Annotated in this window: 11 protein-coding genes; 6 read left to right on the top strand and 5 right to left on the bottom strand. The window is 64.8% G+C overall.

The features are described 5' to 3' along the window. The first annotated feature begins 58 nt into the window (after nucleotides 1–58). From D3874_RS04550 to D3874_RS04540, 3 genes are all read left to right on the top strand, one after another. Nucleotides 59–409, top strand: coding sequence for a 2Fe-2S iron-sulfur cluster-binding protein (locus tag D3874_RS04550; RefSeq protein WP_119782123.1), 351 nt, complete (start codon nucleotides 59–61; stop codon nucleotides 407–409). 202 nt (nucleotides 410–611) lie between these two features. Beyond that, the gene (locus tag D3874_RS04545) at nucleotides 612–1169 is read left to right on the top strand and encodes a TetR/AcrR family transcriptional regulator (RefSeq protein ID WP_158595835.1); all 558 of its coding nucleotides are present in this window, start codon (nucleotides 612–614) and stop codon (nucleotides 1167–1169) included. After that, a complete protein-coding gene (locus tag D3874_RS04540) occupies nucleotides 1159–1629 on the top strand; it encodes a hypothetical protein (RefSeq protein ID WP_119777023.1) in 471 nt (156 codons plus the stop codon). The genes D3874_RS04545 and D3874_RS04540 overlap by 11 nt, the downstream gene beginning before the upstream one ends. Nucleotides 1630–1694: 65 nt before the next feature. Here D3874_RS04540 and D3874_RS04535 read toward each other — a convergent pair whose 3' ends face one another. The 5 genes from D3874_RS04535 to D3874_RS04515 are packed head-to-tail and all read right to left on the bottom strand — an operon-like array spanning nucleotide 1695 to nucleotide 9050. Further along, a complete protein-coding gene (locus D3874_RS04535; protein ID WP_119777022.1) occupies nucleotides 1695–2171 on the bottom strand; it encodes a hypothetical protein in 477 nt (158 codons plus the stop codon). Nucleotides 2172–2181: 10 nt separating this feature from the next. Next, a complete protein-coding gene (locus tag D3874_RS04530; RefSeq protein WP_158595834.1) occupies nucleotides 2182–3558 on the bottom strand; it encodes an outer membrane lipoprotein-sorting protein in 1377 nt (458 codons plus the stop codon). 58 nt (nucleotides 3559–3616) lie between these two features. Continuing rightward, a complete protein-coding gene (locus D3874_RS04525) occupies nucleotides 3617–5614 on the bottom strand; it encodes a DUF1302 family protein (protein ID WP_119777020.1) in 1998 nt (665 codons plus the stop codon). Between the two features lie 50 nt (nucleotides 5615–5664). Next, nucleotides 5665–8016 carry an efflux RND transporter permease subunit gene (locus tag D3874_RS04520; protein WP_119777019.1) on the bottom strand — a complete coding sequence of 784 codons (2352 nt, stop codon included), beginning with the start codon at nucleotides 8014–8016 and terminating at the stop codon, nucleotides 5665–5667. After that, the gene (locus tag D3874_RS04515; RefSeq protein ID WP_119777018.1) at nucleotides 8013–9050 is read right to left on the bottom strand and encodes a WD40/YVTN/BNR-like repeat-containing protein; all 1038 of its coding nucleotides are present in this window, start codon (nucleotides 9048–9050) and stop codon (nucleotides 8013–8015) included. Before D3874_RS04515 ends, D3874_RS04520 begins: the two co-directional genes overlap by 4 nt. 205 nt (nucleotides 9051–9255) lie before the next feature. Here D3874_RS04515 and D3874_RS04510 point away from each other — a divergent pair, with 205 nt between their 5' ends. The 3 genes from D3874_RS04510 to D3874_RS04500 all read left to right on the top strand — a co-directional run bounded on the left by D3874_RS04510 (nucleotide 9256) and on the right by D3874_RS04500 (nucleotide 14555). Beyond that, nucleotides 9256–12027, top strand: coding sequence for a LuxR C-terminal-related transcriptional regulator (locus tag D3874_RS04510; RefSeq protein WP_158595833.1), 2772 nt, complete (start codon nucleotides 9256–9258; stop codon nucleotides 12025–12027). 88 nt (nucleotides 12028–12115) lie between these two features. After that, nucleotides 12116–13015, top strand: a complete 900-nt coding sequence (locus D3874_RS04505) for a metal-dependent hydrolase (protein WP_119777016.1) — start codon at nucleotides 12116–12118, stop codon at nucleotides 13013–13015. 10 nt (nucleotides 13016–13025) lie between these two features. Then, complete coding sequence (locus D3874_RS04500; RefSeq protein ID WP_147385521.1) at nucleotides 13026–14555, top strand: long-chain-fatty-acid--CoA ligase; 1530 nt, start codon at nucleotides 13026–13028, stop codon at nucleotides 14553–14555. The last annotated feature ends 108 nt before the right edge of the window (nucleotides 14556–14663 follow it).

Below are 14663 nucleotides of genomic sequence, written 5' to 3'. Positions count from 1 at the left end.
GGCTCGATCCGGCAGCGAGAATCCGGCGACGAAACGCGGCCGAGGGAAGGAAAAACCGATGACAGCCACCGACAAAGACACGGCGGGGGAAGCCGGTGCCGTGCGCATCACTTTCGTTCTGAACGACGGCACCCGCCGATCCGTGACCGGCAGGCCCTGCCAGTCGCTGATGCAGCTTGCCAAGTCGAATGGCATTCCGGGGATCGAGGGCGATTGCGGCGGCAATTGCGTCTGCGGCACCTGCTTGGTCTCGCACTTGTCCGACCTGCCGCTACCGCCGGTGCAGACGGTCGAGAGCGAGATGCTCGTCTTTCTTGCCAGCGGCGATGCCAGTGCCCGGCTCGCCTGCCAGATCCCCGTCGACGAGCGTTTCGACGGCCTGGTGGTGAAGGTCGCCGGGCTGATTTGACCCGTTGCTTCCCCGAGGCGGGGCCTCCCCCTCGCCTCAAACTAGAGACCGCCGGGATGAACCCTGGCGGTCTTCTTTTTTCCTGTAGATCGCCCGCGGTCTTGACCGGCATATCTCGATTGAATCAGAATGATCATTCTGATTCAATCGAGATATGCCACGCCCCAAGAGCTATCAACGCAACGATGCAACACTCCAAGCCATGGAGTTGTTCTGGTCTCATGGCTACTACGCCACGTCGATCGACGATCTGGTCCGGGCAACCGGGGTAAGCCGGCACGGTCTCTACGCCGAATTTGGCGACAAGCGCGGCTTGTTTGTCGCCGCGGCCGAGGCCTACCGCGAGGCCATCGTATCGCCTGCCTTCTCACCGGTTGAAGCGCCGGGGGCGGGATTGGCCCAGGTCCGCGCCTATTTCGAGACGCAGATCAATCTGGCCGCCGCGCGTGGGCTGCCAGGACCGGGCTGCCTGATGGCCAACACAATGACTGAAAGCGGCCCTCACGACACAGTCTTCCGCGACCTGGTGCAACGCCACCTGGACCGCCTGACTGCCGGCTTTGGCAATGCGGTCGGGAACGAACTGCGGGCAAAGGCGCCGGCCAGGCCCTCGCTGGTCGCTCGACTGGCCTCGTTCCTGACTGTTTCGACACAAGGTCTCTGGTCGGTCTCCCGCATCACGCCGGAGCCACGCCCCCTTCGTACCTATGCCGCCCAGCTTCTCTTCGCCGTCGAGGAAAGGATTCAGCATGACCGCTAGCGTGTCTCTCGCCACGACCAGGCCGCCATTTCCGTTGCGCGCATTCGTCCTGACCTGCCTGGTGGTCAGTATCTGGGTCAACGCGTCGGAAATCTTTCGCTATTTCGCCTTCGTAATGCCCATGACGCGCGAGACCCTGGCCATGGTGCCCGGTGTCGCACCGATGGACCTGACCGTGTTCCTCGCATGGGGCCTTTGGGACACGCTTCTCGTCGCCATGACGGTCGCGATCTACTGGCTCGCCGCCGAGCGCTTCGGCGAGGGCTGGGGCATTGTCGTACTGGCCGGCACGCTGTCCTGGTTGTTCTTCTTTGCCTTGTTCTGGCTGGCGATGCTGAACATGAACCTCGCCGACACCAGTACCCTGGCGATTGCCTTGCCGTGGGCGTGGCTCGAACTCGTCGTGGCAAGCGCGATCGCACGGCCATGCCTCTGGAAGTTCGTGCAATCCAACGGCTAGATTCCGCCGAAAGAGAAAGACCGCCAGCGTCGCCGCTGGCGGTCTTCACCTGGAACTGGGAATGATCAGTTACTTGCCACCCGTCCACGCAGCATGGTGACCACCGCAAAGATCAAGGTGACTGCGCCCACCAACGCCGGCAGGAAGGCCAACGCGCCGGCGAGGTTGCCGTCGCCCAGCCTGTTGTCGCCCATGGTTACGCCATGGTTGGGCGCGAACATGCCGAACAGGTAGAAGCAGAAATTGCCCCAGACGGCGATCACGGTGAACAAGGCGATGCGCTTGGGCGCGTTGTTGTCGAACACCAGGTGCCGCAACACCGCGCCAAAGATCAGGGCCATGAAGCCGTTCAGCAGCATGCCCAGGTGGACCACCCGCCAGCCCGCGGGCGTGCCCGGCATTTCGATCGGGATGCCCAAGGGGAGCGGTGAGAAGGAAATCTCGCCGATCATGCTGAAGATCAGGCAGAACCCGGCGATGAGGGCAACCAGCACCGCCAGAAGGCCATGCTTGAACAAGATCGAGCAGCTTTGCTGATTCATGGGTTTAACCTCACCGGTTGTCGCGCAGCACATCGACGTCGAACAGGCCTTCCATCGGCTTGTCCAGGATCGACCAGTCGGCCGTCATTTCGATCCGGTTATAGCGGGTCGAGATGACGTTCCACATGACGTAGTTTCGCCACATCCACAGGCCCTTTTCCGGGATCATGTCGCGCGCATCGTCGATGACACGCCACAAATTACCCTTCTGGTCGAACATTTCCTGGTACTGGGCGTACCAGAATTCCTTGTCGATATAGATGCGGCGTTTGCCATAGATGTAGTTGCCGGTCTTGTCGGTCACTTCCAGCACCCAGACCGGCCGCAGCTCGAGGTCGATCACGTCGATCTCGCACGGGTTTGAGGACGACTGCGCCGGATTATAGGCATGGCCGGTTTCCGGCTGGGCCAGGATCAGCTTCTCACCGACGATCTTGAAGTCGAAATTCTTCACGTCGGGCTTCATCCAGGTCTGCCGCCACTCGTCCCAGGTTGCCTCGAAGCCCGCTGCCATCGGATCCTGGGAGTCGGAACCGGCCAGGATGCGGGTGCGCTTCAGGCTGGGCACGAAGGCGCGGAAGTCATCCGGCTTGTCCGCTGCGGCGAAGCGCCGCCGCGACGCCGCCAGGCCAGCAACGTCGTAAGGCTCGAGGAAGATGACCGAGCCGGCCTCGATCACGTCGTCCTCGCCCTTGATCGAGCCCAGGGGCGCCACGTCGACGCGGCCGTGCATCTTCTGCCACCACAGGTGCAGCTTGTAGGAGCGGTCGACCTTGTTACTCGGCAGGCAAGCATCGAGGGCCAGCGGCTTGAACTCCAGGTTCTCGTTGGCGATGCCGTGGCCCAGGAAGGCCCAGTAGAGTTCGATGCCCGATTTCGGCTTGGTGAAGGGCTGCGCGTCGCTGTCGATCAGGGCAAACCCGCCCTTGCTGTCGATCAGTTCCCCCTTGTCGTTCACCGTGAAGGCCTCGCCGCTTTCCTGCGCCTTCTTCGTCGCCGCCAGGCGCTTGGCGCTCAGCGCATAGGGCGTGGTGGGCACGATGCGGATCTTGCCCCAGCGGAACCATTCGGTGGACATCAGCCGGTCATAGCTTGGTCCCGGCAGGTAATCCTTCAGCCAGGGGTATTTCGCCGCCGTCTCCCGGGTGATTTCCAGGCCGGGCTTCAGGTCTGGCGGAATGTTCGACTGCGCCACGATCGAGCGGGCCGAATAGCCGCGGAACGCCTCCCAATCCTGGGCCAGCTTGATCGCCTCAGGCTTGGCCAGCAGTTCGGCGAACTTGGCATGGCCGGCAAATCCCGTCTGCTTGGCCAGGGCCTGCCATTCATCCACCCAGTCCGCGGCAGATGCGGGCCTGGCCACCGCAGTAGCGCCCAGGAGGAGCATCGCGGCTCCCCCGGCGACGTGCCTCAGTTTTCTCCCCACCATTATAACCTCCTTGGTTCTAGAACTGATAGGTCAGCGAAAGCTCGACAATGTCGGCGTCGTTGATGAAGCCGAACGGGCCGACGCCGTTCTTGGCATCGACATGGATGTATTCGAGGCGTGGCCGGATCGAGTCGCCGAAGTAGTTGAAGTCGACCCGCTGCCGGTAGGCGAAGCCCTTGTTGTTGATGTCGTAGGCCGCCAGCCCCTCGAGCACCAATTGCTCGTTGTCGATCTGCGCGCTCCAGAACGCGGTTACGAACTGCTGGTTCGCGTGCACCGGCGTCTGGGCATAGGGCGCCTGGTACATCAAGTTGGCGGAATTGAAGGTGTGGAAGTTGAAGAACTGGAAACTGGTGAAGATCGATTTGCGCTGGCCGTCCCAGAAGGGAACCCAGAGGGGGAAGTCGAAGCCGACCATCACCGCCAGTTGGTCACGGTAGGTGATGGCATCGCCCGGCGGCACCACCAGCGCCGCGGAACCCACTGCATCGCCATAGGGCGTGTGCACGACGCTGCGGTTGAACGGCTTGTCGAATTCGTAGCTGACTTCCATGCGCAGCACGGGATTCACCTGCTTGCCCCCGAAGCGCAGCTCCTTGATGTCGCGCGTCAGACTCAGGCCCAGCAGCTTCTGCCGGTAGCGATAGTCGAGGTTGAAGTCGAAATTGACCGAGCATCCCTCGATGATCGGCAGGTTCGTGCAGCCGAAGGGGGCCACCTGGTTCAGCGGCCCGACCACCGGCAGGGTGACGGTACCATTGCCGCCGCTGGGCAGCAGGCCACCCACGGGAAGATTGAGCGGCCCGGTGACCGCCTGCACGGCCGAGTTCAAGGCACCCAGCGTGGGCCCCAGGGCGCCGGCCAGAATATTGTTCAGCCCGCCCAGCGTGCGGAGCTGGTCGATGTACATGCCCGGCCCGTGGGTAATGAAGGTCGACGACTCGACGCCCAGCGGCACCGCCAACAGCGCCTTGTCGGGGTCGTTGTAATTGGTGCCGACCAGAAGCGTACCGCCGCGCAGGGTGACGACAGGCAGGTCCTGCCAGCCGTAGAAACCGCTGAAGGCGATTTCGGCGCCCAGCAGGTTGAACTTGAAGCGCGCGGCAAGTTCCCCGTCGTCCCAACTCCACTCGTTGGGCTTCAGGTCGTGCAGATTGGCGCCGATGTAAGGCAGGCCGCGGCCGGAAACCGGATCGTCCAGGTAGGGATAGGGAAAGCCGAAAACGCCGCCGTCCGTCTGGTCCGAGGGCGTTGGGTTGTTGATGAAGAACTCGCTCGTCCGCACCTGCGGAAAGTAGAGGAATTCGAACGAGGGCTTGGTAATCCCGATCGCCTCGAAGGGCTCGCTGACACCGAGACGCTCCAGGTCCACGTCCAGCGCGACGCCGGTCTGGGGAATGCGCAGCTCGTCGGAATTGGACAGGGCGAAGCGGGCCCTGAAATCCTGCGGATTGAGGATGTCCAGTAGGCGCAGCCCGTCCGACTGGCCCCAGCCACGGACGAAACTGCCCGCCTTCACGGAAACCGAACGGTCGCTGGTGCGGTAATTGACCGACAGTTCTCGGACGATGTCATCGATGTCGGTATACCAGCGCAGATCCTTGGCATCGTTGCCGAAGGGCACTTCGCCCTCATAGGTGTTGCCGCCCCGGTTCAGCCGATAGCCGAACTGGTCGCGGAAGTCGGGGGAATTGAAGTTCTGGATGCCCCGGTCCCGCAAGTTGCCTTTGAGATAGGGGTACCAGTCGGCCCTCATCCAAAGGTCGGCCGTGAACGACAGGTTCTTGTCCACCCGCAGGGCAGCGGCGATTTCGGCGATGAAATTCGCCGGGCCCCAGGTCGGCCCGCCTTCCTGGTCGGTGGCGACCGAGACGCCCTGTTTGATACGGCCCGAGTAGCTGAAATCGGCGACCAGTGCCACGCCGGCGGTTGCAATCGCACCGCCGAAGACGCTGCCCAGGATGCTTCCAGCCAGCAGCGTCCGCTTCCAATCCTGCCTGAAGTTGGCAACCATTTTTCCCCCCAGCCCTGTCTCTTGATGGTTTCCTGTGCCCGCACCGCGGCCTATTCGGCCCCCTCGCCGACCACCAGTTGTCCGTGTGGCGGTGTCGCGCGGCGGTGTAGCCGCCGCAGTGCCACCGGCCGGAACATCAGCACCGCGCAAGGCACGAAGATCAGCGCCGCCATCATGTTGAAGAGCAGCACGACAGCATGCAGCACGCCCATCTCGGCCTGGAACTTGAGCGCCGAGAAGAAGGCCCACGGCATCACCGGCGCGATCATGGTGATGGCCGTGATCATCACCGCGTTCCCCGCACTCCTGAGCGATTCCGTGACCGCGTGCTCGTAGCTGTGGCCTTCCGCCAGCGCTTCCTTGATCCGGTGCAGGACATAGATGCCGTAGTCGACGCCAAGCCCGACCCCCAGTGCCGCCAGGGGCAGCGTGTTGATGTTGAGGCCGATGCCCATCAGCCACATGAAGCTGTCGGTCAGGTAGGTCGAGGTCAGCAGGGCGCAGCACAGTACAGCGGCGACGACGACCGAGCGGAAGGCGACCAGCACGCTCGCCATGATGAAGACAACGATGGCGACGAGGATGATATCCTTGGTGTCCTTGATCTCATCGTTGATCGCTTCGGCGATGCCGACCTGGCCGCCCGTGGCCTTCAGCTTGGCGCCGTTGGCGATCGGCGCCATCTGGTCGATGAAGGCGTGAGCCATCGATGTCGCCAGTTCCACCGTCCCGCCGGTCTTGTCGTCCAGGGGAATCGCCATGCTGCCGATTTCCCACTGGTCGTTGGTGATGGCCGAGAAGTCCCCGGGTTCGCCGCGGCTACTGAGCAGGTAGATGTTGAAGCCCACCTCCTCGGTCGAATTGGGGATGAAGGCATAGGAGGGATCCCCCTCGTAGAGAACCTTGTTCACGGCCTTGATCATCGGCACGAGGCTCAGGCCCATGCGCGCCTGGCGCACCCGCTGCCAGACGTAACGGTCCAGTTCCTCCAGGTTGCGGTAGACCGAAGGCTCCACCATGGTCTTGGGCGGGCCGTCGACATAGATGTACATGGTGTCGGTGCCGACCGCGGCGAAGCGGCCGTTGATCAGCGCATTGTCCTGGTTGTAGGAGGCATCCGGCCACAGGATCGGGCTGCCGATGGCGTCACCGATGACGACGTAGCGGGCGCCGTAGTAGCCCATGCCCAGGAGGGCGATCGTGATGCCGATGATCACGGCCGGATAGCGGTCGAAGCGGGCGATGCGCCAGACCGTCTCCACCCAGGTGGTGCGGGCGCGGAATTTGCGCGGGCGGGGCAGCAGGCACAGGATCGCCGCGGTCAGCATCAGCGCCGGCGCGATCGCCAGCAGCCAGGCACCACAGATGATGCCCAGGACCTGCAGGCTGGGAATGCCGATCAGAACCAGGACGAAAAAGCCGCCCGCCGCCGCGACGATGGCTGTCAGGCTGGGCACGAAGACCTGCGCCAGGCCGCCGGCGACCGCCTCCTGCATGGCTATGCCGGCTTCGAGCCGTTCGAACACGCGCGACATGAACTGCACGCAGTGCGACAGCACGATGGCGAAGACGAAGACCGGCAGGATGATCAGCAGGGGGTCGAGATTGTAACCCACCAGGGCCATGGCACCGGTGCCCCACAGTGTGCCGATCGCCGCCGTCAGCATGGGCACCAGCACCCCCATCCAGGACCGGAAATAGGCAAGCAGGATCAGCCCCGAGAAGATCAGCGAGACGGCGATCAGCCCGATCGTGGCGCTCAGGTTCTGGTCGATCGTGCCCAGCAGGATAGGCCGGCCCACCATGTGTACCGACACGCCTGCCCCCGCCTCCTTGGCGCCCATCTCCTCGATGAAGGAGACCAGTGCCGCATAGTCGGTATCATCCGCGAAATCGGCGACGACCATGGCAGCGCGCTCGTCGTCGGACACCAGCGTGCCGCGGTACTGCGCCTTGATCGCCACCTCGAAGGCCGCCCACTGCGCCTCGGTCTTGGGCAGGTCGGGCCAGGCGATGGCATTGATGTCGATCCGGTCGGCCGAGCCCACCACCGCCTTGGTCTTGCGCAAGGTGAGCGCCTGGACCAGGGGGCGGTTGACGGTCGGGTAGTAATAGACCTGATCGGCAATGCGCTTGTAGGCCTGGAGATATTCCTCGCTGTAGATCGTGCCCCTGGTGTTCTCGATCATGATCAGCGTGGTGTTGGCGCCACCGAACTGGGCGCCGAACTTGCCGATCAGCTGGACGTTGGGATGCTGCACCGGCAGCATCGCCTCGAGCACGACCTTGAGCGACAACTGGGTAAAGGAGGCATAGCCGAGCGCCAGCGTCGCCACCATCATGGTCAGGGCGATCCAGATGGCGCGCCGCGTTACAAAAGTGGCGATACGTCGAGCGATCATGGGGCAGCCTCCTCATGCGAGTTGGCACTCGCCGTCACCGTTGTCGTGCCCGCGAGCACGAAGGGGGCATCGGCCCCGGCCGCGCGCAGGATGGCGCCATGTTCCCCGACCCCGATCGCCGCGCCGCCCGGCAGGCCGAGCACGCCGCCGATCCAGCTGTGCGCCATGTCGAAACCGCCCGAGACGGCGGCCGGCTTCAGCCCGCCCGCCTTCCAGTCGAAGATCGCCCCCTGCCCGGCGACGAGCGTGCGGCCGTCGGGCGCGATGGAGGCGGCAAGCAGGTGGCGTGTCATGCCGGTGTCGACCGACGTCACGCTGCCGGGGACAAGCCGCAGCAGCGTGCCGTTGAGGCCGACCGCCAGGCCCTCTCCACGGGCGACGGCGATGTCAGTCAGGGTTGGGCATTGCCGGTAGCTGAGCAGGCGCCAGTTGGCGCCGCCGTCGACGGTCTCCGCCACCACGCCGAATTCACCCACCACGATGGCGTGGTCCGGGCCGAAGGCGGCGATGCCGCTCAGGCGTGGCAGGTCACGCCCCTTGTAGTCGGCGATCTTCTGCCGCCGCCAGTTGGCACCTCCGTCCACGGTACGCAGGATCGTGCCTTCATGCCCCACCGCCCAGCCCGCCGCGGGCGAGGTGAAAGCGAGCGCCCGCAGATAGAGGCCCGGCTCGCTGAACAGCGACGTCCAGCTCCGCCCGTAGTCGGCGCTACCGAAAATGCTGCCCTGGTGCCCTACGGTGAAGGCGGTGCCGCCGTCCAGCGCCGCCACCCGCCGCAGCAGTTCGGGCGATCCGAAATCGATCCGGGTCCAGGTGCCGCCCGCGTCGGACGAGACCTTCACCGTTCCATGATAGCCGACCGCCACCAGATGCCCGGCGTCGAACGCGGCGATCCCGAACAGGTCGTCCGGGAATTCTCGCAAGGCAGGTGACGCCGCATCGGAAACACGCCCGGCGAGCAGGCCACCGGCCACGATTGCCGCGCCGCAAAATGCCCGGCGCGAAAGAATGAAAGGTTGGTTGCCGCCCCGCATTCGCGATCCTCCCCGGAAGCGCGGTTTATTCGTTGGGGGCAGTATTCGGCGGCCGGGAAATGCGAAACCCCGACAAATTGGTTGGGGTCCCGGTTGATCCCATTATCTTATGGTGGGGGTATTAGAGGACGAGGGCTCGAGCAGGCCGCGAAACGGCAGCCCGCATCGATGCTCCAAGAAGAATGACCGGTGGGGAGGAAATGCCGTGACCCAGAATGGCAGCAAGGGCTGGCGCAATCGCATCATCCAGACGAAGCTGAGCGCCCAGATCGCCGACAAGCGCCTCCTGCCCAGGGAGCATCTGTACCAGGGCTTCCTGAAGCCCATGACCCCGCTTTCCCTAATGATCATTGTGGCGGCCGCCGGCTCGGGCAAGTCGACGGTGATGGCCCATGTCCATCAGCAGTTGGCCGAGAGCGGCACGCGGACATCCTGGCTGACCCTGGATGCCGAGGATAACGAGCCTTCGGTCTTCGCCACCTATCTCATCAGCACGCTGCAACGCTCCACGCCGGGGATCGGCGAGCGGGAGGCGGAATTGCTGCGGGGCAACATGGCGCGGGACATGCGGGGTATCTTCGCCTCGATCATCGGCGAACTGTCCGAGATCGCCGAGCCGACGGCGCTGTTCCTGGACGACTTCCACCACATCAGCCATCCGGCGATCATCGAATTCATCGACCGCCTGGCCGCCAGCCATCCCTCCAGCCTGAAGCTGGTCATCGCCAGCCGCGAGCAGCCGCCGCTGTCCCTGTCGAAGCGCCGGCTGGACGGCTCGCTTGTCGAGTTGGGACAGAACGCGCTGCGCTTCTCACATGCCGAGGCCTTCGAACTGCTCAACACGGCGAATGCGCTGGACCTGTCGTCCTCGGAAATCGCCGAAATCAATGCGACGACGGAAGGGTGGGCCACCGGGCTGCAACTGGCCGCCCTCGCCCTCACGCGCAGCCGCGGCTCGCCGCGCGACCTCATCCACGGCTTCTCGGGCAAGGACCGCGACCTCGCCGCCTATCTGGTCGAGCGGGTGCTGCGGCTGCAGCCCGAGGCGACCAAGAAATTCCTGCTGCGCACCGCCCCCCTCACCCGCATGTCGCCAGAACTGTGCCGAGAGGTTTCCGGCCACCCGCAGAGCGGCGAGATGATGGCGCTGCTCGAACGCTCCAGCATGTTCATCATCCCGCTCGACCGGGAAGGCCGCTGGTTCCGCTACCACCACCTCTTCGCCGATTTCCTGGTCGCCCTACTGAAGCGGGACGAGCCCGGCGCCTTCGAGGCGATCTGCGCCAAGGCGGCGGACTGGTGCGAACGCAACGGCCACCTGACGGAGGCGATCCAGTATCTCTTGCAGGCCGGCAGTTTCTCCGAGGCGGCGCGCCTGATCGCCACCCATGCGCCCCGGGTCGCCCAGCATTACGGCGACCATCAGACGGTGCTGTCCTGGATGCGCAGCCTGCCACCTGCCTTTGCCCAGGAACATCCGGTCATCGCCCTGATCCATGCTTGGTCGCTGGCCTTCTCCCGCGGGACCGACCAGTCGATTGCCCTGGTCGAGGAGGCTGAAACCCTGCTGCGCCCGCGCCAGTCGGTCGCCAAACTCGACGGCCGGACCAAGGAGCAACTTCTGTGGACGGCGGAGGTCACCAAGGCGATTGCCAAGGTCTGCGGCGACCGCCTGGATTTCTCGGCCGCCGCCGTCCGGGCGACGCGGGCGGCCCTGCCCGACGAGGAGCCGTTCCTGATCGCCTCGATCTCCAACTGCCTCGCCTACTCCTATCTGACCGATCTGATGTTCGACAAGGCGCAGCAGGCGGCCACCGACGCCTATCTCTATGGCTGCAAGGCGGAAGCGGTCTATGCGACCGTCTGGGCCGACTTCTTGGCCGGCTGCATCGCCGCCGAGCAGGGCCGCCTCTGCGCCGCCGAGGAACTGGCTAAGCGGGCGAAGACCGGCGCCCAGAGCCATATCGACCAGGAAACCTATTTTGGTGCCTTGGCCGCCCTGGTGGATGCCGAGGTGAATGTCCAGCGATGCCATTTCGGTCGCGTCGCCGACTCGCTTCACGTAACCTCAGGATTTACCAACCTTTTCGGGCCATTGGAGCCCCTGCTGCGCGCCTATCGCAACGAGGCGCGTATGCGTGCTTTCGCCGGCGACCTGCAGCGGGCGCGCAAGACCCTGCAGGATGGCCGTGAAATCGCCATCGCCACCGACCAGCCCCGGCTGTTCGTAGCCCTGGCGACGGAGGAAACGGGGCTTCAGATCACCGCGGGCGACCTTGACGGCGCGATCGAAACCGTCATCCGCACCAACCTGAACAGCCGCGAGCACCCCCTGCTGAAGGGCGACCAGCGGCGCAACTGGCGGGAGCCCATCAAGATCCTGGAGGCCCGCATCGCCGTCGCCGAGGGCCGCGTCGAGCACGCCCTGTCGATCCTTACCCCACTGACCATGGCACTGACCGCGGAAGGCCGCGGCAACCGCCTGTGCCTGGTGCGCGGGGTGCGGGCGCTAGCCTTCTGGAGGGCCGGGCGAAGGGCGGATGCGGCACGGGAACTGGACAAGGCACTGTCGGCCGCGGCGCCCGAAGGCCTTGCCTATCCGCTCGTCTCCGTCGGGGCGGGCCTCATCCCCATCCTCGACGAAATCCTGGCCAACCGGTCTCAGGCCGCTTCCGTCGGCCAGCTCAGCCTCGACTTCGAGAATCGCCTGCGCCGGCTGCTTACAGGGGAAACCGCCGCGCCGGCGCCGGAAGGCGCGGTGTCGCTTGGCGCGCTCGATACCCTGGAAAACCTGACCTCGCGCGAGATCGAGATCCTGCGCCATGTCGGCGCCGGCCACGACAACCGGCAACTAGCCAAGATCCTCCTGGTGTCGGAGCCGACGGTCAAATGGCACCTGCACAATATCTACAGCAAATTCGGCGTCCGCAATCGGACCGCCGCCGTCGCCAAAGCCAAGGCGATGGCCCTGATCTAGCCGCCGCCCACCTGTTCAAAAGATCGGCGATCGGGTGCCGGCCGGGCACGTAGTCTCCCTCGATCAAGAACACCGAGGGAGGCACCCGATGCCGGAAGATACCGCACCTCACCCGATGGACCACATTCCGGTCCGTCCGCTGGCTTTCGATGTCGACGGCCTTGCCGGCAAGGACCCGGTGTGGAGCCGTTCCTGCCCCGAATTCTCGATCCTGCTCAACGCCCTGGGCCTGCACGTTCCCTATTTCGAACGCTACCTCATCCGCGTCTTGAACCGGGCAAAGGCCGAGGTCCAGGACCCGAAGCTGCGCGAGGCCATGTCCGCCATCATCGGGCAGGAAGCGCACCATGCGAAGAATTTCCTGGCCTACAACAAGTTTCTGGGCCTGACCTATCCCAAGGCGCCGGCGCTCGATGACGCGGCGCGCGATTTCTTCGTTGAGCACCTGAAGATCGACACGCCCAGGCGGCAGGTCGGTTTCACCGCCGGCTACGAGACCTTCACCTTCCTGGCCGGCATGATCGTGCTCGACAATTACGACGCCTGGTTCTCGGATTCCGAGCCGACGATCAAGGCCATGTGGGTCTGGCACCAGGTGGAGGAGGTCGAGCACGGCGCCGTCGCTTTCGACGTCTACAAGGCGCTCTACGGCCGCCACGAATGGTACCGCAAGTATATGATCGCGGTGGCGCTGAAGCACATCGTGGTGGAGACGGTGCGCGCCTATTTCCACATGTGCAAGGTCAGCGGCTTCCTGCGTAATCCTTGGCGTGCCTGGCGCTCCACTGCCTTCCTCGCCTCGACCCTGTCCCGGATGGCCTGGCTCTCGCTGCCGGTGTTCTCGCGGAAGTATCATCCGCGAAACCACCCGCTGGTGACCGACCGCCAGAACCCCATCGCCGTCGGCTGGCGGAATTTCGAAGGCAAGGGCGGCGACGTCCTCGCCATCGATCGCGAGAAGATGAAAACGATTCTGCGGGCGGGTTGAGGGCGTGATCATGACAGTTTCGTTCAACATCCATCACGCGCTCGAATTTCATGCCCGGGCAACGCCGCGTCGCCTGGCCGTGGAGAGCGACACCGGCAATTGGACTTTCGACGAATTGTGGTCGGGCGCTCGGCGATTCGCGGCCACTCTTGCCGGGCAGGGCCTGGGCAACGGCACCCGCATCGCCGTGCTGTCCAAGAACCGCGGCGAGATGCTCGTCATGCTCTTCGGCGCCGCCCTGGCCGGCGCCGTCCTCGTGCCGCTGAACCACCGCCTGGCGGCGCCGGAGCTGGACTGGATCGTCCGCGACAGCGAGGCGCGCGTTGTCTTCTTCGAGGAGGAATTCCGGCCCAAGCTGGGGCCCCGGCAGGCCGCCGAGATCGAGACCCTGGCGCACGGGACCTGGTGGCCGGCATCGCCGGCGAATGGCAAGCCGTACGAGGCCGATGACGCCTATCTGCAGATATACACATCCGGTACGACGGGAAACCCCAAGGGAGTCGTCCTGACACAGGCAAATGCGATCGCTCAGCAGGCCGCAGTCTCGGCCTCGCTCGGTGTCCGCATCGCGCCGGGTGACCGGCTCTATCAGAGCCTGCCCCTCTTTCACGTCGGCGGCGTGTTCATGTCGCTCTTCGGCCTGTTCAACGGCGCCTCCCTCGTCCTGCGGCGCGATTTCTCGCCCCAGGACGCGATCGACCGGATGTCGGGGCAGGAGCCCATTCACGCGGTGATGGTCCCGACCATGATCCAGGCCTGTACCGCCCTGCCCCTGCCGGACGGCCACCGCTTCCCCGCGCTGCGGACCCTGATGTTCGGCGCCTCACCCATCTCGATCGACCTCCTGCAGCGGGCGGCCCGGCGGTTCGGCTGCGACCTGGCGCAGGTCTACGGCATGACCGAAACCCACAGCGTGATCTCCGCCCTGAACCCCGAGGATTACCGGCTGGCCTTCTCGGGCGGGAGGCCAGCTATTCTCGCCGCCGCCGGCCGGCCGGTCGCCGGCACCGAGCTCCGCATTCTCGATGCCGACGGCAAGGCACTCCTGGCGGGCGAGGTCGGCGAAATCGTGGTGCGTAGCGGCCATGTCATGGCCGGCTACTGGCACCGGCCCCAGGATACCGCCGACACTCTGCAGGGCGGTTTCCTGCATACGGGCGACGCCGGCAGGTTGGACGAGGACGGCTATCTCTATGTCGTCGACCGCATCAAGGACATCATCGTATCGGGCGGCGAGAACATCTCCTCTCTCGATGTCGAGAATGTGCTCGCAGCCCACCCCATGGTTGCCGAGGCAGCAGTGATCGGCGTCCCTCATCCGCACTGGGGCGAGGCGGTACAGGCGATCGTCGTCGCCAAAAACGAGACATCGCCATGCGCCGACGAGATCCTGGCCTTTTGCCGCGAGCGCCTCGCGGGTTTCAAGGTGCCGCGCGGGGTGGAATTCGTGGCGGCGCTGCCGCGCAACGGTGCCGGCAAGGTGCTGAAGCGTGCGCTGCGAGAACCATTCTGGCGCGGCCAGGAACGCCGCGTCGGCTAACCCGCCTCGAACATCGGATGGCATCATCGATGACCTGATCCAGGTTACGATCGAACACGGCATCGCTGATGTCCGGCTGGCGCGGGCATGCAAGCGCAATGCGCTGAA

This window comes from Oleomonas cavernae (assembly GCF_003590945.1).
In the GTDB taxonomy this organism is placed as follows: Bacteria; Pseudomonadota; Alphaproteobacteria; order Zavarziniales; family Zavarziniaceae; genus Zavarzinia; species Zavarzinia cavernae.
The sequence above is the reverse complement of the archived record's forward strand: the minus strand, read 5'-3'. Positions and strand labels throughout refer to the sequence as shown.